The sequence below is a fragment of the Streptomyces sp. NPDC002896 genome (assembly GCF_040295225.1).
GTDB lineage: Bacteria > Actinomycetota > Actinomycetes > Streptomycetales > Streptomycetaceae > Streptomyces.
The window spans coordinates 420,579-443,779 of record NZ_JBEOVA010000003.1; the positions used below are offsets into that span (position 1 = coordinate 420,579).

At 71.3% G+C, this 23,201-nt stretch carries 20 protein-coding genes; 6 read left to right on the forward strand and 14 right to left on the reverse strand.

What is annotated here, in order from left to right; genetic code table 11:
- Positions 1 to 16: 16 nt before the first annotated feature.
- From ABT009_RS06560 to ABT009_RS06570, 3 genes are all read right to left on the reverse strand, one after another.
- Positions 17 to 643 (reverse strand): TetR/AcrR family transcriptional regulator, encoded by a 627-nt coding sequence (locus ABT009_RS06560; RefSeq protein ID WP_351290203.1) that lies wholly within the window; start codon positions 641 to 643, stop codon positions 17 to 19.
- Between the two features lie 109 nt (positions 644 to 752).
- The gene (locus ABT009_RS06565; protein ID WP_351290205.1) at positions 753 to 1,040 is read right to left on the reverse strand and encodes a YiaA/YiaB family inner membrane protein; all 288 of its coding nucleotides are present in this window, start codon (positions 1,038 to 1,040) and stop codon (positions 753 to 755) included.
- Positions 1,041 to 1,140: 100 nt separating this feature from the next.
- A complete protein-coding gene (locus tag ABT009_RS06570; protein WP_351290208.1) occupies positions 1,141 to 2,292 on the reverse strand; it encodes an acyl-CoA dehydrogenase family protein in 1,152 nt (383 codons plus the stop codon).
- A gap of 107 nt (positions 2,293 to 2,399) precedes the next feature.
- Between ABT009_RS06570 and ABT009_RS06575 the strand changes: the two genes are divergently transcribed.
- The 3 genes from ABT009_RS06575 (at position 2,400) to ABT009_RS06585 (ending at position 5,011) form a co-directional block, all read left to right on the forward strand.
- Positions 2,400 to 3,065, forward strand: coding sequence for a TetR/AcrR family transcriptional regulator (locus tag ABT009_RS06575; protein ID WP_351290210.1), 666 nt, complete (start codon positions 2,400 to 2,402; stop codon positions 3,063 to 3,065).
- Positions 3,066 to 3,135: 70 nt separating this feature from the next.
- Positions 3,136 to 3,855 carry an ArsR/SmtB family transcription factor gene (locus ABT009_RS06580; RefSeq protein ID WP_351290212.1) on the forward strand — a complete coding sequence of 240 codons (720 nt, stop codon included), beginning with the start codon at positions 3,136 to 3,138 and terminating at the stop codon, positions 3,853 to 3,855.
- A gap of 190 nt (positions 3,856 to 4,045) precedes the next feature.
- The gene (locus ABT009_RS06585) at positions 4,046 to 5,011 is read left to right on the forward strand and encodes a DMT family transporter (protein WP_351290214.1); all 966 of its coding nucleotides are present in this window, start codon (positions 4,046 to 4,048) and stop codon (positions 5,009 to 5,011) included.
- A gap of 25 nt (positions 5,012 to 5,036) precedes the next feature.
- Here ABT009_RS06585 and ABT009_RS06590 read toward each other — a convergent pair whose 3' ends face one another.
- The 7 genes from ABT009_RS06590 to ABT009_RS06620 form a co-directional block, all read right to left on the reverse strand.
- Positions 5,037 to 6,119 (reverse strand): Zn-dependent alcohol dehydrogenase, encoded by a 1,083-nt coding sequence (locus ABT009_RS06590; protein WP_351290216.1) that lies wholly within the window; start codon positions 6,117 to 6,119, stop codon positions 5,037 to 5,039.
- Positions 6,120 to 6,199: 80 nt separating this feature from the next.
- Entirely contained in the window at positions 6,200 to 7,588 is a 1,389-nt protein-coding gene (locus ABT009_RS06595; RefSeq protein ID WP_351290218.1) for an aldehyde dehydrogenase family protein, read from the reverse strand.
- Between the two features lie 385 nt (positions 7,589 to 7,973).
- Positions 7,974 to 9,356: an ABC transporter ATP-binding protein gene (locus tag ABT009_RS06600; RefSeq protein WP_351290220.1), complete on the reverse strand. Its 1,383-nt coding sequence runs from the start codon at positions 9,354 to 9,356 to the stop codon at positions 7,974 to 7,976.
- A gap of 309 nt (positions 9,357 to 9,665) precedes the next feature.
- Entirely contained in the window at positions 9,666 to 10,943 is a 1,278-nt protein-coding gene (locus ABT009_RS06605; protein ID WP_351290222.1) for an MFS transporter, read from the reverse strand.
- 3 nt (positions 10,944 to 10,946) lie between these two features.
- The gene (locus ABT009_RS06610; RefSeq protein ID WP_351290224.1) at positions 10,947 to 12,374 is read right to left on the reverse strand and encodes a CitMHS family transporter; all 1,428 of its coding nucleotides are present in this window, start codon (positions 12,372 to 12,374) and stop codon (positions 10,947 to 10,949) included.
- Positions 12,375 to 12,498: 124 nt separating this feature from the next.
- Positions 12,499 to 14,787, reverse strand: coding sequence for a molybdopterin oxidoreductase family protein (locus ABT009_RS06615; protein WP_351290226.1), 2,289 nt, complete (start codon positions 14,785 to 14,787; stop codon positions 12,499 to 12,501).
- A 201-nt stretch (positions 14,788 to 14,988) separates the two neighbouring features.
- Positions 14,989 to 15,612, reverse strand: a complete 624-nt coding sequence (locus ABT009_RS06620) for a TetR/AcrR family transcriptional regulator (protein ID WP_351290457.1) — start codon at positions 15,610 to 15,612, stop codon at positions 14,989 to 14,991.
- 207 nt (positions 15,613 to 15,819) lie between these two features.
- Here ABT009_RS06620 and hmgA point away from each other — a divergent pair, with 207 nt between their 5' ends.
- The 3 genes from hmgA to ABT009_RS06635 all read left to right on the forward strand — a co-directional run bounded on the left by hmgA (position 15,820) and on the right by ABT009_RS06635 (position 19,247).
- Entirely contained in the window at positions 15,820 to 17,184 is a 1,365-nt protein-coding gene (gene hmgA / locus ABT009_RS06625) for a homogentisate 1,2-dioxygenase (RefSeq protein ID WP_351290228.1), read from the forward strand.
- Positions 17,185 to 17,255: 71 nt separating this feature from the next.
- Complete coding sequence (locus ABT009_RS06630) at positions 17,256 to 18,005, forward strand: GntR family transcriptional regulator (protein WP_351290230.1); 750 nt, start codon at positions 17,256 to 17,258, stop codon at positions 18,003 to 18,005.
- Between the two features lie 12 nt (positions 18,006 to 18,017).
- Entirely contained in the window at positions 18,018 to 19,247 is a 1,230-nt protein-coding gene (locus tag ABT009_RS06635; protein WP_351290232.1) for a type ISP restriction/modification enzyme, read from the forward strand.
- Positions 19,248 to 19,309: 62 nt separating this feature from the next.
- Here the strand turns inward: ABT009_RS06635 and ABT009_RS06640 are convergent, their stop codons facing one another.
- The 4 genes from ABT009_RS06640 to ABT009_RS06655 all read right to left on the reverse strand — a co-directional run bounded on the left by ABT009_RS06640 (position 19,310) and on the right by ABT009_RS06655 (position 23,051).
- Positions 19,310 to 21,040 carry an amidohydrolase gene (locus ABT009_RS06640; protein WP_351290234.1) on the reverse strand — a complete coding sequence of 577 codons (1,731 nt, stop codon included), beginning with the start codon at positions 21,038 to 21,040 and terminating at the stop codon, positions 19,310 to 19,312.
- A 309-nt stretch (positions 21,041 to 21,349) separates the two neighbouring features.
- The gene (locus tag ABT009_RS06645) at positions 21,350 to 21,619 is read right to left on the reverse strand and encodes a hypothetical protein (RefSeq protein WP_351290236.1); all 270 of its coding nucleotides are present in this window, start codon (positions 21,617 to 21,619) and stop codon (positions 21,350 to 21,352) included.
- A gap of 146 nt (positions 21,620 to 21,765) precedes the next feature.
- A complete protein-coding gene (locus ABT009_RS06650; RefSeq protein ID WP_351290238.1) occupies positions 21,766 to 22,512 on the reverse strand; it encodes an anti-sigma factor in 747 nt (248 codons plus the stop codon).
- Positions 22,509 to 23,051 carry a sigma-70 family RNA polymerase sigma factor gene (locus ABT009_RS06655; protein ID WP_351290240.1) on the reverse strand — a complete coding sequence of 181 codons (543 nt, stop codon included), beginning with the start codon at positions 23,049 to 23,051 and terminating at the stop codon, positions 22,509 to 22,511. Before ABT009_RS06655 ends, ABT009_RS06650 begins: the two co-directional genes overlap by 4 nt.
- Positions 23,052 to 23,201: the final 150 nt, after the last annotated feature.

Below are 23,201 nucleotides of genomic sequence, written 5' to 3' on the forward strand. Positions count from 1 at the left end.
CCGTGAAGCCGGGGGCTTACCGCTTCGCCCCCACCATCCGCAGCACGAGGTCGGCGTAGAGCGCGCCGACCTCGTCGGGCGTCTGGCGGCCGGCCACGTTGAACCAGCGTGCGACATCGATGCAGAGGGACAGCACCGCGACGGTGGTGCCCCGCACGTCGGGCACGTCGAACTCCCCCGCCTGCACCCCGTCGTTGATGATGCCGCGCACCACCTCGTCGGTCCTGCGGCGCAGGGCGACGATCTCCGCGCGCGCCTCGGGGCCGAGCGCGTCCAGTTCGTACTGCACCACACGCGCGGTGGTGTGCTGCGAGGCATGCCAGCGGACGAAGGACCGTACGGCGTCGGAGAGCCGCTCCGCGGGGGTGCCCTCGTGGGCGGACGCCGTCTGCAGGATCTCGAGGGCCTTCTCGTGGCCGATCCTGCTGATGCGGTGGAGCAGCTCTTCCTTGGTCTTGTAGTGGATGTAGAGCGCGGCCGGGCTCATGCCGGCGCGGCCCGCGATGTCGCGGGTCGTCGTCGCGTGGTAGCCCCGCTCGGCGAAGGCCTCGACGGCGGCGACGAGCAGCCGCCGGGCCGCATCCGGGGTGACCTCACCCCACGGCTCGTTCTCGACCTCGTCCGTCTGCGCCGCCGCACCCATCGCTCGCCCCTTCCGCCTGTCGCCTGCCACCATCCTCGGCGAAAACGACCCTGCGGGCCGCGCCCGAAGTGGCATGACGCACCACGATACCGGAATGCTGAGCGGGCGCTTAGAGCTTCTCGAAGGGGTCGTGCTCGGCGAGGAGCTTCTCGAGGCGGGCCTGGTCGACGCGGCTGACCAGCTGCCCTGCCTCCTGCCGGTCCCTGATCACCTTGGCCAGCGTGAACGCCGAGGTGACCAGATAGAGGACGGCGATGCCGAGGAAGCCGCGGACCCAGGCGTCGGCGTGCAGATTGAAGATCCCGACGGCCGTCGCTGCCAGGGCGACGACGAAGGAGGCGACGGCCTGACCGTAGAACGCAGCGGTGCTCTGCTGTTTGACGGATGTCTCACTCATGCGGTCCAGCGTCGTGGCCCGCGACCCGGGCCGCATCCGCGCGGATACTCACCTTCGTACTCATGCCCTCGCCCGCAGGACCTGCGTGCTCCCTGCGGCCTCAGAAGGCGGATACGCCCGTCAGCGCGCGGCCGATCACCAGCTTCTGGATCTGGCTGGTGCCCTCGTAGAGCGTCATGACGCGTGCGTCGCGCAGCAGCTTCCCGACCGGGTACTCGTCGATGTAGCCGTAGCCGCCGAAGACCTGAAGGGCGTTGTTCGCGGCGCGTACCGCGGCCTCCGATGCGAACAGCTTGGCCTTGGAGGACTCGGTGGCGAAGGGCTGCCCGCGGTCGATCAGGTCGGCGACCCGCCAGGTCAGCAGCCGCGCGGCGTCGACGTCCACGGCGATGTCGCTGATCAGCTCCTGGACCAGCTGATGGTGCGCGATGGTCCTGCCGAACTGCTCGCGCTCGGTCGCGTAGCGCACGGCCGCGTCCAGCGCGGCCTGCGCGATGCCGACGCAGCCGGCGGCGACCGACATACGCCCCTTGGCGAGGGCGGACATGGCGACCGCGAAGCCCCTGCCCTCGGGGGCGAGCATGGCCGACGCCGGGACGCGTACGTCCTCGAGGACGAGCTCGGCGGTGGCCTGGCCGCGCAGGCCGAGCTTTCCGTGGACGGTGCGGCGTGTCAGGCCGGGCGAGGCGGTGGGCACCAGGAAGGCGGAGACGCCCTTGTGGCCGGGGGTGTCGTTGGTGCGGGCGAAGAGGAGCACGACATCGGCCCAGGTGCCGTTCGTGATGAACATCTTGGTGCCGTTGACGACGTACTCGTCGCCGTGGCGCACCGCCCGCGTCGTGAGGCTGCCCGCGTCGGAGCCGGTGCCGGGCTCGGTGAGGCCGAAGCAGCCGACGTACTCGCCGGAGGTCAGCCCCGGCAGCCACTGCCGCTTCTGCTCCTCGCTTCCCCAGTGCGCGATGGTCTTCGCGACCAGGCCGAGCGAGACGGAGACGATGCCGCGCACGGAGGAGTCGCCGCGGCCGAGCTCCTCCGTCACCAGGCAGTACGCGAGGTGGTCGCCGCCCGAGCCGCCGTACTCCTCGTCGACGGTCAGGCCCAGGAAGCCGACCTCGCCCAGCTTCTTCACGATGTCCCGGTCCACGCTCTCGGCGCGGTCCCACTCCACGACGTGCGGGGCGATCTCGCGCTCCACGAACTCCTTGGCGAGCCGGCGGACGGCGGCCTGCTCCTCACTGAGCTCCAGGTTCATCGGCGGACGCTCCACATTCGGATCGGCTTCGGACCGACTTCGGATCGGCCGGATCCCACTTTAACTATCACTGCTAGTTTCCGTTCGGCAGCCCTACTATGTGCCGCATGGCCCGACCGCGCAAGCCCCTGCTGAGCACCGACCGCATCGTCGAGACGGCGCGTGCGCTGGTGGACGCCGAGGGACTCACGGCCGTGTCGACACGCCGCCTCGCCGCCGAGCTCGGGGTGAGCGGACCATCGCTCTACAACCACTTCCGCACGAAGGACGAGATCCTCGAGGCGGTCGCCGACTCGGTCAGCGCGCAGGTCGATCTGTCGATGTTCGAGGACGGCCGGGACTGGCGGACGGCGCTGCACGACTGGGCCGTGTCCTACCGTGCGGCCATCTCCGACCACCCGAACATCGTGCCGGTACTCGCCCAGGGGCCCGGGCGACGGCCTGCCGGGCTGCGCCTCGCGGACGCCGTGTTCGGTGCGATGGTCGCCGCCGGCTGGCCACCGGCGCAGGCGACATCGATCGGGGCCCTGATGCGGTACTTCGTCATGGGCTCCGCGCTGGGCTCCTTCGCCGGAGGCTTCGTCGACGACGAGTCGGCGTACGACCCGTCCGACTATCCGCACCTCGGCCAGGCGCATCTGCTCGCCGATCGCCAGCAGAAGATCGACGAGCGCGCCTTCGAGACGGGGCTTCAGGCGCTGTTGGACGGGCTGGCGATGCAGTACGAGCAGCTGACGTCGGCAACGCAGTCGTCAAAAGCCAGTGCCCCGTGACCGGCTGCGTCCGAACCGACCCGCGGACGCTTCGGTCCCTGCCGAACATTCCCTGCCGCATGCTGGACGCATGAGAGGCACGAGGCCGTCCAGGGAGTCCGCCGCACCGCAGCTCGCCGCGCTCGCCGGGCTGTTCGCCGACGAGACGCGCGCCGCCTGTCTGCTCGCGCTCCTCGACGGGCGGGCGTGGACCGCCGGTGAGCTGGCGCGCTGCGCCGGCGTGGCGGCGTCGACCGCGAGTGAGCACCTCGGAAAGCTGGTCGCGGGCGGGCTGCTGGCCGAGGAGCGGCAGGGCCGGCACCGCTATGTGCGGCTGGCCGACGACCGCGTGGCGCAGCTCGTGGAGGATCTGGCGGCGCATGCCGCGCCGCGCGTCGATCGGCCCCGGACGCTGCGGGCGTCGAGCGCCGGCTCCGCGATGGCGCGTGGGCGGACCTGCTACGACCACCTCGCCGGACGACTCGGCATCGCGATCACGGACGCACTGACGGGGCGCGGTCTGCTGCGCCAGGACACCGGGTTCGCCCTGACCGACGCGGGGCTGCGCTGGTTCGACGGCCTGGGGATCCGCCTCGAACGCACGGGCCGCCGCCCGCTGGCCCGCGCCTGCCTGGACTGGACGGAACGCAAGCCGCATCTCGCCGGCGCCGCGGGCGCGGCCCTGTGCCGGCACGCACTGGACGCCGGCTGGTGCGTACGGATCGGCTCGGAGCGCGCGGTGCAGGTCACGGACAGCGGCACGCGAGCGCTGACCGACCTGCTGGGCATCGACTCGGCGGCGCTGCGGTGACCGGCACCCCGGATATTGCGGTGACTGCCGAACTGTGCGGCACCTAGCCTCGGGGCATGGCGAACCTCCGGCTCATGGAAGCCCTCGCCGGGACGCGGCCGCGGCCTCGTATCCGGAGAGCGGGACCACGTCAGGACGGCGTCCGGAAACCGCGAGCCACCGCGCCCTGCCCCTCCCTAGCCTCAGGAGCATGATGATCTCTCCCCCGCCCGCCCGGCGCCCCGAACTCCTCGCCGCAGCCGCGGCGACGGTGACCGTGGTGCTGTGGGCCTCCGCCTTCGTGTCGATCCGCAGCGCCGGGGCCGCGTACTCCCCGGGGGCGCTGGCTCTCGGCCGGCTGCTGGCCGGGGCGCTGACGCTGGGCGTCATCTGTCTCATACGGAGAGAGGGGTGGCCGCCGCGGGCGGCCTGGCCGGGGATCGCCGTGTCGGGGCTGCTGTGGTTCGGGCTTTACATGGTGGTGCTCAACTGGGGCGAGCAGCTGGTCGACGCGGGTACGGCGGCCCTGCTGGTGAACATCGGCCCGATCCTCGTCGCGGTGCTCGGATGGCGGCTGCTGGGCGATCCGATGCCGCCGCGCCTGCTCGCGGGGATGGCGGTGTCGTTCGCGGGCGCCGTCGCTGTCGGGTTCTCCATGTCGGGCGACGGCAGCGCGTCCATCCTCGGGGTCGTGCTGTGCGTCCTCGCCGCGATCGGGTACGCGAGCGGAGTCGTGGGGCAGAAGCCCGCCCTGGGAAGCGCCACCCCACTGCAGGTCACGACGTTCGGATGCCTCGTCGGGGCCGTCGCGTGTCTGCCGTTCGCGGGGCAGCTCGTCCATGACGCGGCCCGGGCGCCCGCGTCGGCGACCCTCAACATGCTGTATCTGGGCGTGTTCCCGACCGCACTGGCCTTCACGACCTGGGCGTACGCCCTGGCCCGTACGACCGCGAGCCGGATGGGCGCGACCACGTACGCCGTGCCGGCACTGGTCGTCCTGATGTCGTGGCTCGCTCTCGACGAGGTGCCGGGGCTGCTGACGCTGGGCGGCGGGGTGCTGTGCCTCGCGGGCGTCGCGGTGTCACGCTCCCGGCCACGCGCAGGGAGGACTTCGGTTCCGGCCACGGCGACAGCCGCTCCCGAGCCGGAACCGGAGCCGGAGCCGGAGAGCAGATGATCGCGCGCCGGCCCGATCCGGACGGCTAGAAGACGACCAGCGCCCGGCCGCCCTTGCCCGCAAGCATGTTGTCGAACGCGGCCGGGATGCCGTCGAGGGCGATGTGCTCGGTCACGAGAGCACCGAGGTCGAGGCGGCCCGCCCGGACATGCTCCGCCAGCACAGGCAGGTCCTCGGCCGGGTCGGAGTTGCCGTAGACGCAGCCGGACAGAGTGCGGCCCCAGTGGAAGATCTCCAGGGCGTTGAAGGAGACCTGCTGGTCCTTGCCGCCGATGCCGACGACCGTGGTGCGGCCGCCGCGCCGCGTCGACTCCCAAGCGGTACGGATGGTCACTGCGCGGCCCACGCACTCCACGGCGACGTCCACGCCCTGCTTGCCCGTGAGTCCGCGAATTTCGCGGGCGGTGTTCTCGGAGGCGACGATGTAGTCCGTGGCGCCCGCCCGGCGGGCCAGTTCCTCCTTCGCTGGGGACACGTCGACGGCCACGATCTTCGAGGCACCCGCGATCCGGGCGGCCTGGAGCGTGGCCAGGCCGACGCCGCCGACTCCGAAGACCGCCACGGACTCGCCCTCGCGGACCCGCGCCGAGTGGTGGACGGCGCCGTACCCGGTGAGCACGGCGCAGCCGAGCAGGGCCGCGTCGGTGAGCGGCACTCCGTCCGGCACGGGCAGTACGCAGCCGGCCGCGACGACGGTCTCCTCGGCGAACGCGGCGACGTTCAGGCCGGGGTGGAGGTCTGCGCCGTCGTGGGCCCTCTTCGCGTACACATCACCTGCACCCGTCAGCGCATTGGCGCACAGCCACACCTCACCGAGGGAGCACGCATGGCAACTACCGCAGGAGGGAGCCCAGTTGAGGACGACGCCGTCGCCGGGAGCGACGTGCGTGACGCCCTCGCCGACGGCGACGACCGTGCCCGCGCCCTCATGGCCGAGCACGGCGGGTACGGGCACCCGCATGGTGCCGTTGGACAGCGACAGATCGGAGTGGCAGACACCGGCGGCGGCGAGGCGTACCCGTACCTGGCCGGGTCCGGGTTCGGGCAGCTCGATCTCGGTGATCTCGAGGGGAGAGCCGATGGCAGGCAGGACGGCGGCGCGGACCATGACGGGCGGACGCTCCTCGGAACTCGGAACTCGGAACTCGGAACTTGGAACTTGGAACTTGGAACTTGGAACTTCGGAACTCAGAACTGGAGGGACTTGGTCTGGAGGTACTCGGCCAGGCCGTGCGTACCGAGCTCGCGCCCGACGCCCGACTGCTTGTATCCGCCGAAGGGGGCCAGCGGGTTGAAGGGGCCGCCGTTGATGTGGACCTGCCCGGTGTCCAGGCGCCGCGCGAAGGCCACCGCCTCCGCGTTGTCGCCCGCCCAGACGGCGCCCGCGAGGCCGTACACGGTGCCGTTGGCGATACGCAGCGCGTCGTCCTCGTCCTCGTACTTCAGGATCGACAGGACCGGCCCGAAGATCTCCTCCTGCGCGATGGTCATGTCCGGGGTGACGTCGGCGAAGACGGTGGGGCTGACGAAGTAGCCGTGCTCGCGGGGCGCTTCGGGGCCGCCCGCGACGAGCCGCGCGCCCTCCGCGACGCCCTTCTCGATGTAGCCGCGCACGCGGTCGTGCTGCTTGGCGTTGACGACGGGGCCGATGCGGTCGCCGTACTTGGCGGCGGCCTCCGCGGCGAGCTGCACCGCCTCGTCGTACTGGTCGCGGTGGACGAGCATGCGGGTCCAGGCGCTGCAGGTCTGCCCGGAGTTGGACATGACGTTGGCGACGCCGGCGCCGACCGCCTTGGCGAGGTCGGCGCTGGGCAGGATGACGTTGGCCGACTTGCCGCCGAGCTCCAGTGCGACGCGCTTGACGGCCGCGCCGGCCACCGCACCGATCTGCTTTCCGACGGCGGTGGACCCCGTGAAGGACACCAGGTCGACGCCCTCGTGCTCGGCGAGCGCCTGGCCCGCGACCGGACCGAGGCCCGTGACCAGGTTGAACACACCCGCCGGCACACCGGCTTCATCCACCGCCTCGGCGAAGAGCTGGGCCGTCAACGGCGTGTCCTCGGCGGGCTTGAGGACGACCGTGCAGCCTGCCGCGAGGGCGGGGGCCACCTTGGCCACGATCTGGTGCAGCGGGTAGTTCCAGGGCGTGATCGCCCCGACGACTCCGACCGGTTCGAGCAGCACCGTGGAGTTGCCGGCCTTCTCCTCGAAGGCGTACGTCGCCGCCAGCTCGGCGTACGAGCCGGCGATCGTGATCGGCAGCGCCGTGTGCACCTTCTGCGAGAACGGCAGCGGCGAGCCGAGCTCTGCGGTGACGGTCTCGGCGATCTCGTCCTTGCGGGCGACGAGGGCGTCGTGCAACGCGGCGATACGGGCGGCGCGCTCGGCGGGCGGGGTCGCGGCCCAGGCGGGGAGCGCGGCGCGGGCGGCGCGCACCGCGGTGTCGACGTCCTCGGCCGTTGCGGCCGGGACGTGGGCGATGACCTGCTCGTCGGCGGGGTTCACGACCTCGATCGTGCCGGGGCCTGCGGCGGGCCGCCAGGCTCCGTCGATGTACAGGGCGTCGTGGGCCTTCATGTGGCGTACCTCCGTGCTGGCGTCCCGTCCCGTCGTCCGGCGCCCAAACTAGCGCCGTTAGTTTTTGGGCGCCAGGGGGGCACAGGCCGTACTCGACGCACTGTACGTCGTGGGTTGTGCCCACCCTCCCCCACTGCCTTCAGGGCGTGGGAGGTGCCGTCAGCCCTGAGGAACGCCTGCCCACAACGGTGAGCGGCGCGCCCGCCCGCAACAGTGACCCCGCCCGGCCCGCAGGCGCGATGCGGCCCAAGGGGACATGGCGGGATGTGCGCCCGCAGCGGCTGGCGCAAAGTGTGGGCTCGCCCGACGACGTAGGGCTCGGCGCCAGACCGACGTACATCCCGGCCCGGCAGGTGGCGCACCAGCCGCCGCGTAGGCGAACCGCTCAGACGTCCAGCCCCGGCACCACCGAAGGCGCCGGACAGATCCGTCGCCCCTCCACGTCGAAGACATACAGGTGCGCGAGATCGACGAGCAGCGGCACCTGCGCTCCCCTGTGCAGCTGGACATCTGGACTGGTGCGCACGACCAGGTCACTCGCGCCGGCGTCGGGGCCACCGGCCCCCGACCTCTCCCAGACATAGGGCTCCGGGTCGTCCACGGCCACCACCGGACCCATCACACGGTCCGACGCCGGATCCGACGCCGAGCCCGCCGCGCGGGAACTTGCCGGCTCCATCCACCGGCTCAGCACGCCGGCCCCGGGCGCCCTGCGCCGCCGCCGCGGGGCGGACACCGGCCGGGGCGCCTCGAGGTCGGCCACCACGGCGGGCCGGGAGCCGGTGTTGAAGTGGACCAGCGCCTCATGCCCCTGGTACTCCATGTGCTCGACGAGCCCGCTGATCGGCACCTCACCGGGGCGCGCCTCGGCAGGGGTCGCGATCCGCACCGCCTCGGAGCGCAGACCGACGACGATCCGCCGCCCCTGCTGGATACGCAGCAACTGGTGGTCGCGGCTGAGCGGTTCGGGCAGGGGCAGCCGCTGCCGCCGCAGGTCGATCGACATACGGCCGTCGAGCGGGGCGTGAACCGTGGCCTCGAGCAGATTGATGCGCGGCGTGCCGATGAACGCCGCCACGAAGATGTTCTCGGGGACGGCGTAGACGTCGCGCGGCGTGCTCACCTGCTGCAGCACACCGCCCCGCATGATCGCGACGCGATCGCCGAGCGACATGGCTTCGGCCTGGTCGTGCGTCACATAGACCGTGGTCACGCCCAACTCCCTGGTGAGCCGGGCGATTTCGGCCCGCAGGTGGTTGCGGAGCTTGGCGTCGAGGTTGGACAGCGGCTCGTCCATCAGAAAGCACGAGGGCCGGCGGCTGACGGCCCGGCCCATCGCGACCCGCTGCCGCTCGCCGCCGGAGAGCTGGCTCGGGTAGCGGTCGAGGATGTCCTCGATGCCCAGCATGCGCGCGGTCGCCTCGACGCGGGGACGGGGATCCGAGCCCGAGTTCTCCATCCGCAGCGGAAAGCCGATGTTGTCGCGGTTCGTCATGCTCGGGTACAGCGCGAAGTTCTGGAAGACCATGGCCATGTCACGCTCGCCGGGTGCCACATCGTCGACGGGCTCGCCGTCCAGCAGCAGTTCGCCCTCGGTGACGTCCTCGAGTCCGGCGATCATCCGCAGTACGGTCGACTTTCCGCAGCCCGAGGGCCCGAGAAGGACCACGAACTCCCCCGGCGAGATGTCGAGCGTGAAACGGTCGACGGCCCGTACGTTCCGGCCGTACGTCTTTGTGACGTTGCGAAGCGATATGGCGCGAGTCATTGGGTCCCGCCCAAGTGTTCGAGATGCGGCTGCGACGTAAGTGCTTGGGTACCGCACGAGTGAACGTGTGGTGCCGGAACGTTAGCCGGTTACTCACCGAGAGGGAACGACTGCGGCACGAACGGACCGATAACCAGGCGACGTTACGGACAGAACGTCCGCCACGCGCAACGCTGACCGCGAGCAACGCCCACCGCGACGCCGGCTGCAAGCAATGTTGTACCGCCCTTGCAAGGGCGCGGTGGTGCACCTCCCACCGCGCAAGCAAGGGGCCGCAGCGGGCAAGGGATCCCGCGCCCGCACCGCCGATCACCGCGCCCGGCTAGCCGCCCCCTCCGCCGGCGCATCCCGCGGCGTTCGCCTGCCCCCGCCCGCGACCGGGCCCTGACGGCGGAGCCCCAACCCGGACGCCACCAGCAGCAGTACACCGAGCATCACGAACGGCGCCGCCGTCCCCGCGACGCCGGCGACGAGGCCGGCGGCCGCGGGCGTGGCGGCCTGTCCGAGCCGGTTGCCGGTGAGGCGCAGGGCGAGAGCGGTGGAACGGGCGTCCTCGGGGGCGGCCTGGACGACCGTCGTCATGGACAGCGGCTGCCCGACACCGAGGCAGAAGCCGAGCACGGCGAGCATCACGGCGAGCGCCCAGACCGGGACGGGCAGCGCCATGCCCGCGCACATCAGGCCCCCGACCAGGCATGTCACGGCGAGCAGCATGGCCCGGCCGAGCAACCGCAGCATCGCGGGCAGCGCCAGCCGGCACGCGATGGTCGCCCCGGCGCGCAGGCTGAGCAGCAGACCGACCACAGACGGCGCGATGCCCCGGTGCTCGCCGACGACGGGCAGATACGCGGTGAGAATGTCGGTCGCCGACAGCACGGCGAGGCTGATGAAGATGCCGGCGGGCACGCCACGGGTGCGCAGAATGCGTTGCACGGGAACGCGCCGGCCCTCCGCCTTGCGCGAGCCAGGCGGCGTACCCCGCTCGATGCGCCACAGCGAGGTGAAAGAAGCCGCGGCCACCACGGCCGCGACGATCAGCGCGAGGGCGCTGGTGTGCGCCATTGCGCCCACCGGCCCGGAGGCCGCACCGCCCTGGCCCGACACCACATACCCCGCAGCGATGGGCCCGACGAGCTGGCCGAGCGACGCGCCGATGGTGAAGTGGCCGAAATTGCGGTCCTGTTCGGCGGGCGCGGACTGCCTCGCGACGATCGACTGGGCGCCGATGACGAAGCAGAGATGGCCGAGACCCATCACACCGCTCCAGGCCGCCATGGCGAGCAGCGAGTCCGCCGTACCGCTGAGCGCGCATCCGCCGGCGATCAGGGCTACGCCGACGGGCAGGAGGGGCGCGCACCGGCCGTGGTCGGTCCTGCGTCCCAGCGGTACGGCGGCGAACAGCGGAAGAAGCGCGTACACACCGGCGATCACACCGATCGCCCGTTCGTCCGCGCCCAGCGCGAGGGCCCGGTAGGAGACGGCGGGCCGGGCCATCGACACGGCCCCCTGCGCGAAGGCGAAGGCGATGACGAGGCGGAGCAGCCAGCCGCGGTTCCCACCGGGCCCGGGTATGTCGGTGTCAGTCATGGATCAGATGATGCCGAACAGGATTCCGGCGCCGAGCACCACCAGCGAGGTGAGCGCGGCCCACTTCACCACGAACCGGGTGTGGTCGCCGAATTCGACCTTGGCCATGCCGACGAGGACGTACACGGCGGGGACCAGCGGGCTCGACATGTGCAGCGGCTGGCCGACGAGCGAGGCCCGCGCGATCTCCAGCGAGGTCACACCGTGGGCGGCGCCGGCCTCGGCGAGGACGGGCAGCACACCGAAGTAGAAGCCGTCGTTGGACATGAAGTAGGTGAGCGGCAGGCTCAGGATGCCGGTGACGAGTGCCATGTGCGGGCCCATCGCGTCCGGGATGACGCCGACGAGCCACTTGGCCATGTGGTCGACCATGCCGGTGCCCTGCAGGACGCCGGTGAAGACGGCGGCGGCGAAGACCATGCCGGCGACGTTGAGGACGTTGTCGGCGTGGGCGGCGAGCCGGGCCCTCTGGTCTTTCATGTGCGGGAAGTTGACGGTGAGGGCGAGCGCGGCACCGAGGATGAACAGCACCGGGATCGGCAGCCACTCCATGATCATGGCGGTGAGCAGCAGCACGGTCAGCGCGGCGTTGAACCAGTACAGCTTCGGGCGCAGCGTGGGCCGGTTCGGGTCGAGGCCCTTGAAGTCGTCGTCCGCCTCGTCCGGCGTCGCGTCCGCGTCGGTGCCGGAGCCGGAGCCGCCGGTGGCCTTGGCGGTACGCACCTTGTCGTCACCCGAGCCGCCCACGCCGGCACCGACGAGCACCGTCTCGGACTCCTGCTCCTTCTCCTCCGTCAGCACCTCGTCGAGCGTGAGGACGCCGAGCCGCTTGCGCTCGCGCAGACCGAGGACGTACGCGAGGACGAGCACGAAGAGCAGGCCGACCGCGAGCGCCGGGATCATCGGGACGAAGATGTCGCCGGCGTCGAGCTTGAGGGCGGTGGCGGCGCGGGCGGTCGGGCCGCCCCAGGGCAGGGTGTTCATGACGCCGTTGGCGGTGGCGGCGACACCGGTCATCACGACCAGGCTCATCTTCAGGCGCTTGTACAGCGGGTACATGGCCGAGACGGTGATCATGAAGGTGGTCGAGCCGTCGCCGTCGAGCGAGACGATCGCGGCGAGCACGGCCGTACCGACGACGATGCGCAGGGGGTCCGCCTTGCAGAAGCGGAGGATGCCCCGGACGATCGGGTCGAAGAGGCCGACGTCGATCATCACACCGAAGTAGACGATGGCGAACATCAGCATCGCCGCGGTGGGCGCGAGGTTGCCCACCCCTTCGATGACGTAGTCGCCGAGCTTCGCTCCCTTTCCGACGAACACACAGAACAGTGCGGGGATCAGAACCAGCGCCGCTATCGGCGACATCTTCTTCATCATGATCAGGACCAGGAAGGTCGCGATCATGGCGAAGCCGAGGATGGTCAGCATGAGTGGGATACCTAACGTTCGCCCTTGAACACCCCTCGGGGGGCCGGGGGTGGCACGACGTTAGGTCGCCCAAGTTGGGCTTAACAAGATGTTGACGTGCGAGCAATAAGCGCAAAACTCCTGGTCACGGCGTTGGTGTTATGCCAACGGGGATCCCGTTGAGCACGGCGTTGCCGGACAGCGGGTCCAAAAGGGTGCCGTCGAGGAGCTGGTTGACGTTGACGCCGGGGTCGGCCGCGGCGGCCCGCAGGCGGGTGCCGGGGCGGTCGTGGCCCCAGCCGTGCGGGAGGCTGACGACACCGGGGCGCACCGCGTCCGTGATCTCCACGGGTGCTGTCACCTCTCCCCCAGCGCCCTTGACGATCGCATGCGCACCGCCGGTGAGGCCGAGCCGCGCCGCGTCGTCGGGGTGGACGTGCAGGGTGCAGCGGTTGGAGCCGCCGGTGAGGGCCGGGACGTTGTGCAGCCAGCTGTTGTTGGAGCGCAGATGGCGGCGGCCGACGAGGACGAGGTCCGCGGGACGCTCGGCGAGGCTTTTCTTCAGCCGGGGCAGGTCGTCGGCGATCGGCGCGGGCAGCAGCTCGATGCGGCCGCTGCGGGTCTTGAGCGGCCCCGGAAGGCGCGGCTGAAGCGGCCCGAGGTCGATGCCGTGCGGGTGGGCGAGCAGCCGGTCCAGGCTGAGGCCGTCGGGGTCGGCGCCGAACCCGTCGCCGTACGGGCCTAGGCGCAGCATCATGTCCAGCCGCCGCTCGGGGCCGTTCTCGCCGGTGAGCTGTGCGGCGAGCTCCTTCGGATCGCGGCCGTGGACCGGCGAGTGCGGTTCGGTGACGGCCTTGCCGAGGGTCCGGTCGATGACCATGGCGTCGACGGCGTCCGGTTCCGCACCGTGCATGCCCCCGGCCGCGAGCACCAGCCGGGCGTGGATCTCGGTCTCGGCCATCCGGCCCGGTCCGAGCGGTACGGCGGCCCGGGTGTAGCGGACCTGGTTGTGTACGGCGAACGCGTTGAAGGCGAAGTCATGGTGCGCGCTCTGCGCGGGCGGGGGCGGAGGCAGTACGACGTGCGCGTGCCGGGAGGTCTCGTTCAGATACGGGTCGACGCTGACCATGAAGTCGAGAGGCTCGAGGGCCTTGTCGAGGCGGTCGCCGTCGGGCGCGGAGAGGACGGGGTTGGCGGCGATGGCGATGACGGCGCGGATCGGGCCGCCGTCCGACTCGCCGGAACCGCGGCCGTCCGGCGCGTCGGCGGAGACGCGGCCGCCCGGCGTGTCGATCTCCTCCGCCAGCGCCGCCAAGGGCAGCTCCCCCTTGGCCTCGGGGTACCCGCTCACCCGGCTGCGCCAGCGACCCAGCGCGAACCCCCTGCCGGGACCGGCGGGACGCGGTGCCCGATCGGTCGCGGCGAGAGGGAAGAGGGCGCCGCCGGGCCGGTCCAGGTTCCCGGTGAGGATGTTCAGGACGTCGACCAGCCAGCTGCCCAGGGTCCCGAAGGCGACAGTGCAGGTGCCGATGCGGCCGTAGACGGCGGCGGTCGGGGCGGCGGCCAGTTCACGGGCCATGGCACGGATGTCCTCGGCCGGCACATCGCAGGCGGCGGCGACGGCTTCGGGGGTGAACTCCCATACGGCCTCGGCGACTTCCTCGACACCTTCCACATGGTCCGCGAGCGCGTCGAGACTGATCAGCCGCTCCTCGAAGAGGACGTGCACCATGGCCGCCAGCAGCAGCGCGTCCGTGCCGGGCCGGATGGCGACGTGCCGGTCGGCGAGCTTCGCCGTACGCGTACGCCGCGGGTCGACCACCGTGAGCGTGCCGCCCCGGGCACGCAGCGCCTTGAGTTTGCCCGGGAAGTCGGGTGCGGTGCACAGGCTCCCGTTGGACTCGAAGGGATTGGCGCCGATGAGCAGCAGATGGTCGGTGCGGTCCAGATCGGGCACGGGTATCGCGAGCGCGTCGCCGTACAGCAGTCCGCTGGAGACGTGCTTGGGCATCTGGTCGACGGTGCTGGCCGTGAAGATGTTGCGGGTACCGATCGCGCCGATCAGTACGGGTGGGTAGAGGGCCCCGGCCATGGTGTGCACATTGGGGTTGCCGAGGACGACGCCCACGCTGTTCGGCCCATATGCCTCGATCAGCGGCCGCAGCCCGGCGGCGACGGCGTCGAGCGCCTCCTCCCAGCTCGCCTCCTGGAGCCTGCCGTCCTTCCGTACGAGCGGCGTACGCAGCCGGTCCGGGTCGCCGTCGACCGCCCCGAAGGAGGCGCCCTTGGGGCAGATGAACCCCCGGCTGAAGACATCGTCCCGGTCACCGCGGGCCCTGGTCACCCGCTCGCCGTCGGGGGTCTCCTCGATGGTGAGGACGAGACCGCAGGTCGCTTCGCAGAGCGGGCAGATACGCAGGGCGGTACGGGACATGAGTCCTCCCCGGGGCGGCGGCGGTGGCGCGCGGGATCGGTGACACACGGGCGGCGGCTTGCAAGGCGCAGCCGCCGCGGGCACAGGCGAGCATACCGACCGGTATGCATGGAAAGCGATGCCCGGCCGCGAACAAATCCGGGAACGGACAGCGAACAGCGCATGCCACGCCTGAGCGGCAGGCGTGACGTACACCGGACGTCAGTCGAAGGTCCGCGCCAGATAGGCGCGCAGCAGTTCCCGCGTCTCCTCGATGACCCGTTCGTCCCCGCATCCCGGCGGGCCCAGCCGGAAGGCGAGCTGGACCAGGGCGTCGGCCGACTCGACGGCCACCAGGAACGTGCGGCGCAGGGCCTCGTCGGGGTCGCGGCCCAGATGGGCGGCGAGCAGATCCGTGAGGCGGTCGGCGACACGGTGGTTGGGTTCGCCGCCCCGCGTGCCGACCGGGATCTGATTGCCGAAGTCGACGAGCGAGAAGCCCGGGGCGGTCCGCTTCATGGCGAGGTACTCGTCGAGTACGGCGTCCATGGCCGAGCGCCAGTCGCCGGCCGGGATCGCGGTCAGCCGCTCGGTGATCCGCTCCGCGTAGTGCTCCAGATTGCGCTGGGCCAGGGCATCGGCCATGGCGCGCTTGTTGGAGAAGAAGCGGTAGACGGAGCCGATGGGCACGCCCGCGCGTTCGGCCACCGCGCGCGTACTCAGGTCGTCGTATCCGACCTCGTCCAGCAGCTCCGCGCAGGCGTCGAGGATCCGGGTCAGCCGCTCGGCACTGCGCCGCTGAACGGGTGCACGGCGAAGCGAGGTGGGAAGAGACACGGGCTTCATCATGCCTTTTCCGTACGGGTTTTCGTGTCCCTACGACGAACTCCGCCCGTCCAGGGACACCTGCGGACGCCTGCCCGCGCCACGCCGACGGCTCTTGCACAGCCCCTCCCCGAATCCTATGGTCAAGCATAGAAATCAAGGGATCCTGACCGCGTACGCAGAACCAAGCCCACCGACCGCATTGGCGAGGGGGCCGAGGGAGCCGAGATGAGCGGGGACGACGCCAGGAAGACCGCCGAGGGCCTGACCTATCTCTCGGGTTTCGGCAACGAGCACAGCTCGGAGGCCCTGCCGGGCGCCCTGCCGCTCGGCCGCAACGCACCGCAGCGCGCCCCGCTCGGGCTGTACGCGGAGCAGCTGAGCGGCACCGCGTTCACCGAGCCGCGGGCCGGCAACCGCCGCTCGTGGCTGTACCGGATCCGCCCCTCGGCCGCGCACCCCGCCTTCGTGCGCATCGGCAACGGCGCGATCGGCACGGCACCGTTCACGGAGAGAATCCCGGACCCCAACCGGCTGCGCTGGGACCCGCTGCCGGAGCCCCCGGCCGGTACGGACTTCGTCGCGGGCCTGTGGACGCTCGGCGGCAACGGCGACGCGACGCAGCGCACGGGCATGGCCGTGCACCTCTACCAGGCCGACTCCTCCATGCGCCGGGTGTTCAGCGACGCCGACGGCGAGCTGCTGATCGTCCCGGAGCGCGGCGGACTGCTGCTGCACACCGAGTTCGGCCTGCTGCACGCCGAGCCGGGCGAGGTGGCGCTGATCCCGCGCGGCGTGCGCTTCCGCGTGGAGCTGCTCGACGCCACGCAGGCGGACGGGCAGAAGGCGACTGCCCGCGGCTACGTCTGCGAGAACTACGGAGCCCCCTTCCGCCTCCCGGACCTGGGCCCGATCGGCGCCAACGGCCTCGCGAACCCTCGGGACTTCAGGGCGCCGGTCGCCGCGTACGAGGACGTCGAGAGCCCGGTGGAGGTGGTGAACAAGTTCTGCGGGCACCTTTGGGAGGCGACGTACGACCACTCGCCGCTGGATGTCGTCGCCTGGCACGGCAACCATGTGCCGTATATCTACGACCTGCGTCTGTTCAATGTGCTCGGCACCATCAGCTACGACCATCCGGACCCGTCGATCTTCACGGTGCTCACGTCGCCGTCGGACACCCCTGGCCTCGCGGGCGTCGACTTCGTGGTCTTCGCGCCGCGCTGGCTGGTGGGCGAGGACACCTTCCGGCCGCCGTACTTCCACCGCAACGTGATGAGCGAGTACATGGGCCTGATCGAGGGCGCGTACGACGCGAAGACCTCCGGCCCGGGCGGCTTCGTGCCGGGCGGCGGCTCGCTGCACAACATGATGTCGGCGCACGGTCCCGACCGTGAGACCTTCGACCGGGCGAGCGCGGCCGAGCTGAAGCCGCAGAAGCTCGACGACGGTCTTGCGTTCATGTTCGAGACGCGCTGGCCGGTGACGCTCACCGCGCAGGCGGCGGAGGCGGACCACCTGCAGCAGCGCTACGACGACGTGTGGCAGGGTCTGGAGCGCCATTTCACCGAGGGCAGCCCGCGCACCCTTTGAGTCGCCGGCGGCGGGTAGAGCTGGATAGAGCCCCCTGCAGAGCCCTTCAGGAAACCGACGTCGGAGATACCGTGACCGCTTTTGCCCCGGACTCGATCGTCCTGAACCGCAAACTGCCGTTGTGGTATCAGGTGTCGCAGTCGCTACGGGCATCGATACTGAGCCGGGCAGAGGACGCCCCGCTGCGGCTGCCCACCGAGGAGCAGCTCGCCGGCCACTACGGCGTGAGCGTGCTGACCATGCGGCAGGCCCTGAAGGAACTCGAGGACGAGGGCCTGATCAGCCGGCACCGGCGGCGCGGCACCTTCATAGAGCCGACCGCGCAGCGCGCCGCGCCCGTACGGCTCCTTGGCTCCGTCGACGCGATCGTCGCCCAGCAGTCGGGCATGAGCACCCGGCTCCTCGGCCACGGCACCTCACCGGTCCCGCCCGAACTCGCCGAACACTTTCCGGACGGCGCCGACGTGATGACGTACCACCGGCTGCGCTGCGACGAGGGGACAGGCGAGCCCACCAACCACGCCCGCAACTACGTACGGCCCGACATCGCCGCACGCATCGACCCCGCTGATCTGGAGCGCTGGCCGATGACGAGGGTCCTGCGGGACGTGGTGGGCGTCCGGATCAGCCGGATCACCGACACCGTCCAGGCCCGCCTGGCGGATCCGGAGACCGCCCGACTGCTGCAGGTGCCGCTGCTCAGCCCGATCCTGCACTACACGGGCATCAGCTACGACGAGGACGGCCGCGCCCTGGACGTGGCCCGCATCCACTACCGGGGTGACCGTTTCTCCTTCACGGTCACCCTCGACGCCGACTGACCACGACGTACGATGCCGAGCGTGACGCACGACGACGCTCCGCTGCTCGCGGACCTCATGCCGTGGGCCGTCGCACCCCTGCGGCTGGGCCGCGCCTGGCCCATGGCGCCGGACGCCCCGTCCCTGAAGGCCCGTTGGGACGCCTTCGTACGGACCGAGGGAGCCGCCCGCGAGGCGCTGCTGGAGCCGACACGGGCCCGCACCCTGCACACCGCCGTGGCGCAGTTGCCCGGACACCGGGGCGGCACCGGTCGGCTGGCCCGCGAGTCGGGCCCCTGTCCCGAGCCGGTACGCGTCCTGCATGGCCCGTTCGACGAGCAGTGGCTCATACCGGACCACCGGCTGATCGATTCGGCGCGCCCGGAGCTGTGGCGGGTCGCCGACGAGCACCAGCTGTTCGCCGTCGAACAAGGGCATGTCCCGGACGCCTCCGGGCCCTCTCTGCTGGCCACGGCCCTGCTGCCCGACGGTCGCTCCCCCGGGGGCCGCCCCGGCCGCATCAGCCCGCTGTACCGCCGTCCCGGCGGCCTCGAACCGAACCTCGTGCCGGGCCTGCTCGACCATCTCGCACGCCGCCTAGGTGACCGTCCTGAACCGGTCGACGTCCTGGCCTGGACATTGGCCGTCGCGCAGCCGACCGCCTCAGGATGCCGGGTCCCGCTGACCGCCGACCCCGACGTCTGGGCGCACGGCACCGGCCTCGGCCACCGGATGCTGTGGCTGATGCTGCGGAGCGGCATCAAGGACGGCCGCGTCGCACACGGCACCGGTGAGCGGCCCAAACTCCCCGGCGGCCGCCGCCCCTACGTCCGCGCCCCGCTCCCCGCCCGGCCCGCCGAGCTGCTCTACGACCGCGAAGAGGAGACCCTGCACATCGGCGAGGGCCGCATCGCACCCGTACCCGCCGAGGCCTGGGACTTCCAGGTGAGCGGCGCCCGCGTACTGGAGCTGTGGTTCGGGCGGAGGACCGGACAGCCCGAGCCGGGCACGCTGGAGGCGATCCGGCCCACCGCATGGCCCCAGACCTGGACGTCGGAGCTCCTGGAACTCATCACGGTCCTCGCGCTGCTCGCCGAACTCGCACCTGAGCAGGCCGAATTGGCAGAGGCACTGGACTCGGCCGTCACGGCGGCCGAACTGCACCGGTCCGGCGTCCTCCCCGTGCCCGCCACGGCCCGCCAACCCGCGTCCGTACTGGACCATCTCGAGGAGGGACCGGAGGGGCAGTTCGCCCTGCTCTGACCAGTCCAGCGCCGCTTGCCGCCCGCCGCGTGCACGGTGGGCGGTGAGCGACCTGCGTACGGCTACTTCTGAGCGGCGAGCTCAGGGCCCAGGGAGGCGAACTTCTCCTGGGACACGACCCTCTTGGGCGGCCACGTGATGTTCTCCGGAGGCCACGACTGGCCGGTCTTGCGCAGGAACCACTCCGGCGGCTCGTACATCGGCGGCTCGTAGCCGTCGGGCAGGGCCGTCTTCCACTCGACGCCCTTCGTACGCTCCGCGAACTCGTCCTTGATCGCCTTCAGCCGCTCCGGCTGGGTGATGAGGTCGACGGCGGTGGCGGCCAGATACTTGGCAGCGGCGATCACGGCGGCCTGGCCGGGCGCGGCAGCCGCGCACGCGGCGGTGGACCACGTGTGCATCTTGGTGCCGATCGGGGCGAGCGCGGCGCCCATCGACACGGTCGGCACATTCCAGCTGATGTCGGCGACGTCCGTCGAACCGCCGCCCATGAAGACCGGGTTGGGCGCGGTCAGGTCGGCGATCGTGTCGTGCATGCCCTTCGTCGGCAGGCCCAGCGACTCCTGCAGCTCCTTGGCCAGCTGGTGCGCCTCGTCGCTGAACTGGGGCGGCCCGATCTGCCGCATGTTCTCGTGCAGCAGTTCCGCGAAGGACTTGGACGGCAGCTGGTTCCAGCAGGCGGAGGTGATGCGGTGCTGCACCTTGGTCTGGCTGGCCTTGGCCGCCGCCTCGGAGACGGCGATCACCTTGTCGAGGAGCACCTGAACGCGGGCGGGGCTGCCTTCTCGCACGTAGTACGAGATCTCGGCTATCTCGGGCGTGACGTTCGGTATGTCGCCGCCGTTGTTGATCACCCAGTGGAGGCGGCCCGAGGGCGCGAGGTTCTCCTCGCGGAGGAACTCGGACAGGGTCGCCATCATCACGGCCGCGTCCAGAGCGCTCTTGTTGCCGAGCGGGGTGCCGCCGTGGCCGGCCACGCCGAGGAAGGTGAAGGTCACGGCGGTCATCGCGGTACTGGTGCCCCAGCCGGTCGCGTTGGCCGTCGAGGGGTGCCAGTCGAGGAAGGCGTCGAGACCCTCGTAGACGCCCTTGCTGACCGCGTACGTCTTGCCGATCAGCGTCTCCTCGGCGGTGGAGCCGAAGAACTTCACCGTCACCGGCAGCTTGTGCTTCGCCGCCGCCTGCGCGACCGCGGCCGCCGCGGCTGCCGCCGCCGTGCCGAGCGCGCTGTGGCCACAGCCGTGCCCGGGCCCATAGCTGGGCGCGAAGGGGTCGTGGATGTACTCGCGCGGATCGTGGTGTCCGACGCCCTTGTTCTGCGAGAGGCCGGGCAGCGCGTCGTACTCGCCGCTGAATCCCAGCACCGGGCCGCCCTTGCCGTACGAGTACGTGGCGGTGAACGCGGTCGGGAAGCCCGCCGTGCCGAACTCGACCTCGAATCCGGCCTTTTCCAGGAATTCGGCCTCGGCGATCGAGGACTTCCACTCGCGGAGGCTGAGCTCGGCGTTCTCCCAGATCTCGGCGTTCAGGCCGGTGATGCGGCCGCTGTTGGCCTTGATCCAGTCGAGCGCCGCGGACTTGGCGGGGCTGTCCTCGGCGAGGCCCTCCGGTGCCTGGTACTCGGCCGGGCTGCTGTCGTCCGCCGCGGCGGCCATCGCCGGGTCGGCCTCGGCGGCCATCACGGCCGTGGTCACTCCGGCCGCTCCCAGCATCTGCATGATGCGGCGCCGGCTCAGGGTCGTGCCGCCCGCGGGCTGGGACTCGTGCTCATGCTGATCGTGCAGGTCACACACGCGCGCGCCTCCGGGGTGAGGTTGAGTGTAATGGCCAAACGATCAGCCACCCTGGCCTCACCACATTGCTGCGTCAACAGCGCCGTATGACAAAGGTGTTACGCGCGGGGCAGGTTGGGGACACATCCCGGATGGTTACGGCACTGGGGACGGTGCCGTGTGAAAGCCGGTGCCCGCGCGGGCGAACACACCGGGGCGCTGCCGCATGCCGTGGGGATGACGGACGCGGAGATCGCAGCGGGGCGCCGGAAGGTGTGTCCGCCTGCGCGCGGAACGTATCTGCGGCCGGAAGCCGCTGACGGCGCCCTCTCAGCGGCCGCCGAACAGCGAACGCCGCAGACGACGCAGCGGTGCGAAGAGCGAGAGACGACTGAAGCGCGCCCCCCTGCTGCTGCGGTCGTGCGCGATGTCCCGCTTGGTTATCTCGCGCATCAGCGACGTCGCCTCGGCCGCCTCGCGCTGCGGGACGGCGGGGCCGCCCAGCACCGAGAGATGGCGGTCCAGGCGCGCGCTGGTCGCGCTGCTCCCGCACGTGATCGCAGGGACACGAGCCCTGCTGCGCACTGTTATCTGCTCCATGACACTCCCCACGCGTCAACCCACCCATACGGCGGGCACCCGGCCCGGGCAGGTTAACCCTATCGCCCCGTCAGGACACCCGTGTATCCCGGTCAATGGATTCACTTCCCCCATAAGGGGGTTGGAAGTCACTGTCCGAATCCGACTTATTTCAGGGTGAGTTGGACAAGAGGGGCGCTGGTGGGCTGGCGTGAACCGCCCGCGGGTTCTGTCGTGACGGCAAGTGAAGTAGCCGATTTGTTCAAGTCGGCGACGACCTTCGGCGTGTCGCCGTCGAGCAGGCCCAGGGACCGCGGCGTACCGGACTCCTCCATGGCCCATAGCTGGTGGACCCGGTCGCCCGGCGGAGCGCCGAGGCCCGTGACGGTCACCACCGCCCGGCGTTGCGTAGCGGAGGCGACGACGTTGATGCCGCGGCCTTGCGCGTCCTGCTGACCGGTGGACCGCGCGTCGGGCGCCGCCAGAACGTGGGCGATCTCACTCACGACGGCCCGCTCCTGCTCGAGTCGGTCCTGGGCGCGGTCGAGCTGGACGCCGAAGAGGGCGGCCACGACGAGGGCCGCGGCGGCTGTGGCGGTCGCGAAGGGGACGAACAACGCACGTGCGCGTGGCGGGCGTTCAGGGCCACGCGCGCGTGGCTGCTGCCGTGCCGCCTCCGGCCGTGGTGTCTCCTGGGGTGTCGTGCGTACGGCGGTCAGGACCCGCTGCCGCAGGGCGGGCGGTGCCGGGGCCGCGGCCGACCAGGCCAGGCGGACCGCGTCCTCCGTCAGCGCGCGCACCTCTCCCGCGCAACGGTCGCAACGCCCCAGATGCCTCTCGAAGCGGCGCCGTTCCCGGCCGTCCAGCGCGTTGAGCGCGTAGGGGGCGGCGAGCGAATGGAGGTCACGCCTCATACCGCGCCCCCCAGGCATTCGCGCAGCCGCGTCAGTCCGTCGCGCATGCGCGTCTTGACGGTGCCGAGCGGTACGGACAGCCGCTGGGCCACCTCACGGTACGTGTAGCCCTCGTAGTAGGCCAGGGTGACGGACTGGCGCTGCAACTGCGTGAGTCCGTCGAGGCAGCGGCGTACCCAGTCGCGTTCCAGGCCGGCCTCCACCGCCTCCGCGACCTGGTCGAAGGCGGGCCCGTCGGCGCGTCCGCCGATGCGCTGGTCCCGCTCGCTCGCGGCGCGGGCGCTGCGCACCCGGTCGACGGCCCTGCGGTGGGCGAGGGTGAGGATCCAGGCGAGGGCGCTGCCCCGCTCGGGGTCGAACCGCGCGGCGGAGCGCCACAGTTCGAGCAGTACCTCCTGGGCGACCTCCTCGGACTGGGCGGGGTCGCGCACCACCCGCCGTACGAGGCCGTAGACGGGTCCGGACACCACGCCGTACAGCTCCTCGAAGGCCTGCTGGTCGCCATGGGCCACCAGCACCAGCAACTCCTCCGGCTCCACTCGTCCCCCCTCTCCGGCCGCCCACCACGGCCTCCCCGGTCGCCCGGACGCCGAGTCCGAAGTCCACGTCTGTCATTCGGAGCCCGGTGGCTTCCGGATGGGAGTACGGGCGGGCGGCCCGAAAACGCGGGCGGAAGTCCGACCAATCCG

What these genes read in the sequence shown, in the direction of transcription:
- ABT009_RS06560 (WP_351290203.1), bottom strand. Translation starts at nt 643, where the DNA reads ATGGGTGCGGCGGCGCAGACGGACGAGGTCGAGAACGAGCCGTGGGGT.
- ABT009_RS06565 (WP_351290205.1), bottom strand. Translation starts at nt 1,040, where the DNA reads ATGAGTGAGACATCCGTCAAACAGCAGAGCACCGCTGCGTTCTACGGT.
- ABT009_RS06570 (WP_351290208.1), bottom strand. Translation starts at nt 2,292, where the DNA reads ATGAACCTGGAGCTCAGTGAGGAGCAGGCCGCCGTCCGCCGGCTCGCC.
- ABT009_RS06575 (WP_351290210.1), top strand. Translation starts at nt 2,400, where the DNA reads ATGGCCCGACCGCGCAAGCCCCTGCTGAGCACCGACCGCATCGTCGAG.
- ABT009_RS06580 (WP_351290212.1), top strand. Translation starts at nt 3,136, where the DNA reads ATGAGAGGCACGAGGCCGTCCAGGGAGTCCGCCGCACCGCAGCTCGCC.
- ABT009_RS06585 (WP_351290214.1), top strand. Translation starts at nt 4,046, where the DNA reads ATGATGATCTCTCCCCCGCCCGCCCGGCGCCCCGAACTCCTCGCCGCA.
- ABT009_RS06590 (WP_351290216.1), bottom strand. Translation starts at nt 6,119, where the DNA reads ATGGTCCGCGCCGCCGTCCTGCCTGCCATCGGCTCTCCCCTCGAGATC.
- ABT009_RS06595 (WP_351290218.1), bottom strand. Translation starts at nt 7,588, where the DNA reads ATGAAGGCCCACGACGCCCTGTACATCGACGGAGCCTGGCGGCCCGCC.
- ABT009_RS06600 (WP_351290220.1), bottom strand. Translation starts at nt 9,356, where the DNA reads ATGACTCGCGCCATATCGCTTCGCAACGTCACAAAGACGTACGGCCGG.
- ABT009_RS06605 (WP_351290222.1), bottom strand. Translation starts at nt 10,943, where the DNA reads ATGACTGACACCGACATACCCGGGCCCGGTGGGAACCGCGGCTGGCTG.
- ABT009_RS06610 (WP_351290224.1), bottom strand. Translation starts at nt 12,374, where the DNA reads ATGCTGACCATCCTCGGCTTCGCCATGATCGCGACCTTCCTGGTCCTG.
- ABT009_RS06615 (WP_351290226.1), bottom strand. Translation starts at nt 14,787, where the DNA reads ATGTCCCGTACCGCCCTGCGTATCTGCCCGCTCTGCGAAGCGACCTGC.
- ABT009_RS06620 (WP_351290457.1), bottom strand. Translation starts at nt 15,612, where the DNA reads ATGAAGCCCGTGTCTCTTCCCACCTCGCTTCGCCGTGCACCCGTTCAG.
- hmgA (WP_351290228.1), top strand. Translation starts at nt 15,820, where the DNA reads ATGAGCGGGGACGACGCCAGGAAGACCGCCGAGGGCCTGACCTATCTC.
- ABT009_RS06635 (WP_351290232.1), top strand. Translation starts at nt 18,018, where the DNA reads ATGCCGAGCGTGACGCACGACGACGCTCCGCTGCTCGCGGACCTCATG.
- ABT009_RS06645 (WP_351290236.1), bottom strand. Translation starts at nt 21,619, where the DNA reads ATGGAGCAGATAACAGTGCGCAGCAGGGCTCGTGTCCCTGCGATCACG.
- ABT009_RS06650 (WP_351290238.1), bottom strand. Translation starts at nt 22,512, where the DNA reads ATGAGGCGTGACCTCCATTCGCTCGCCGCCCCCTACGCGCTCAACGCG.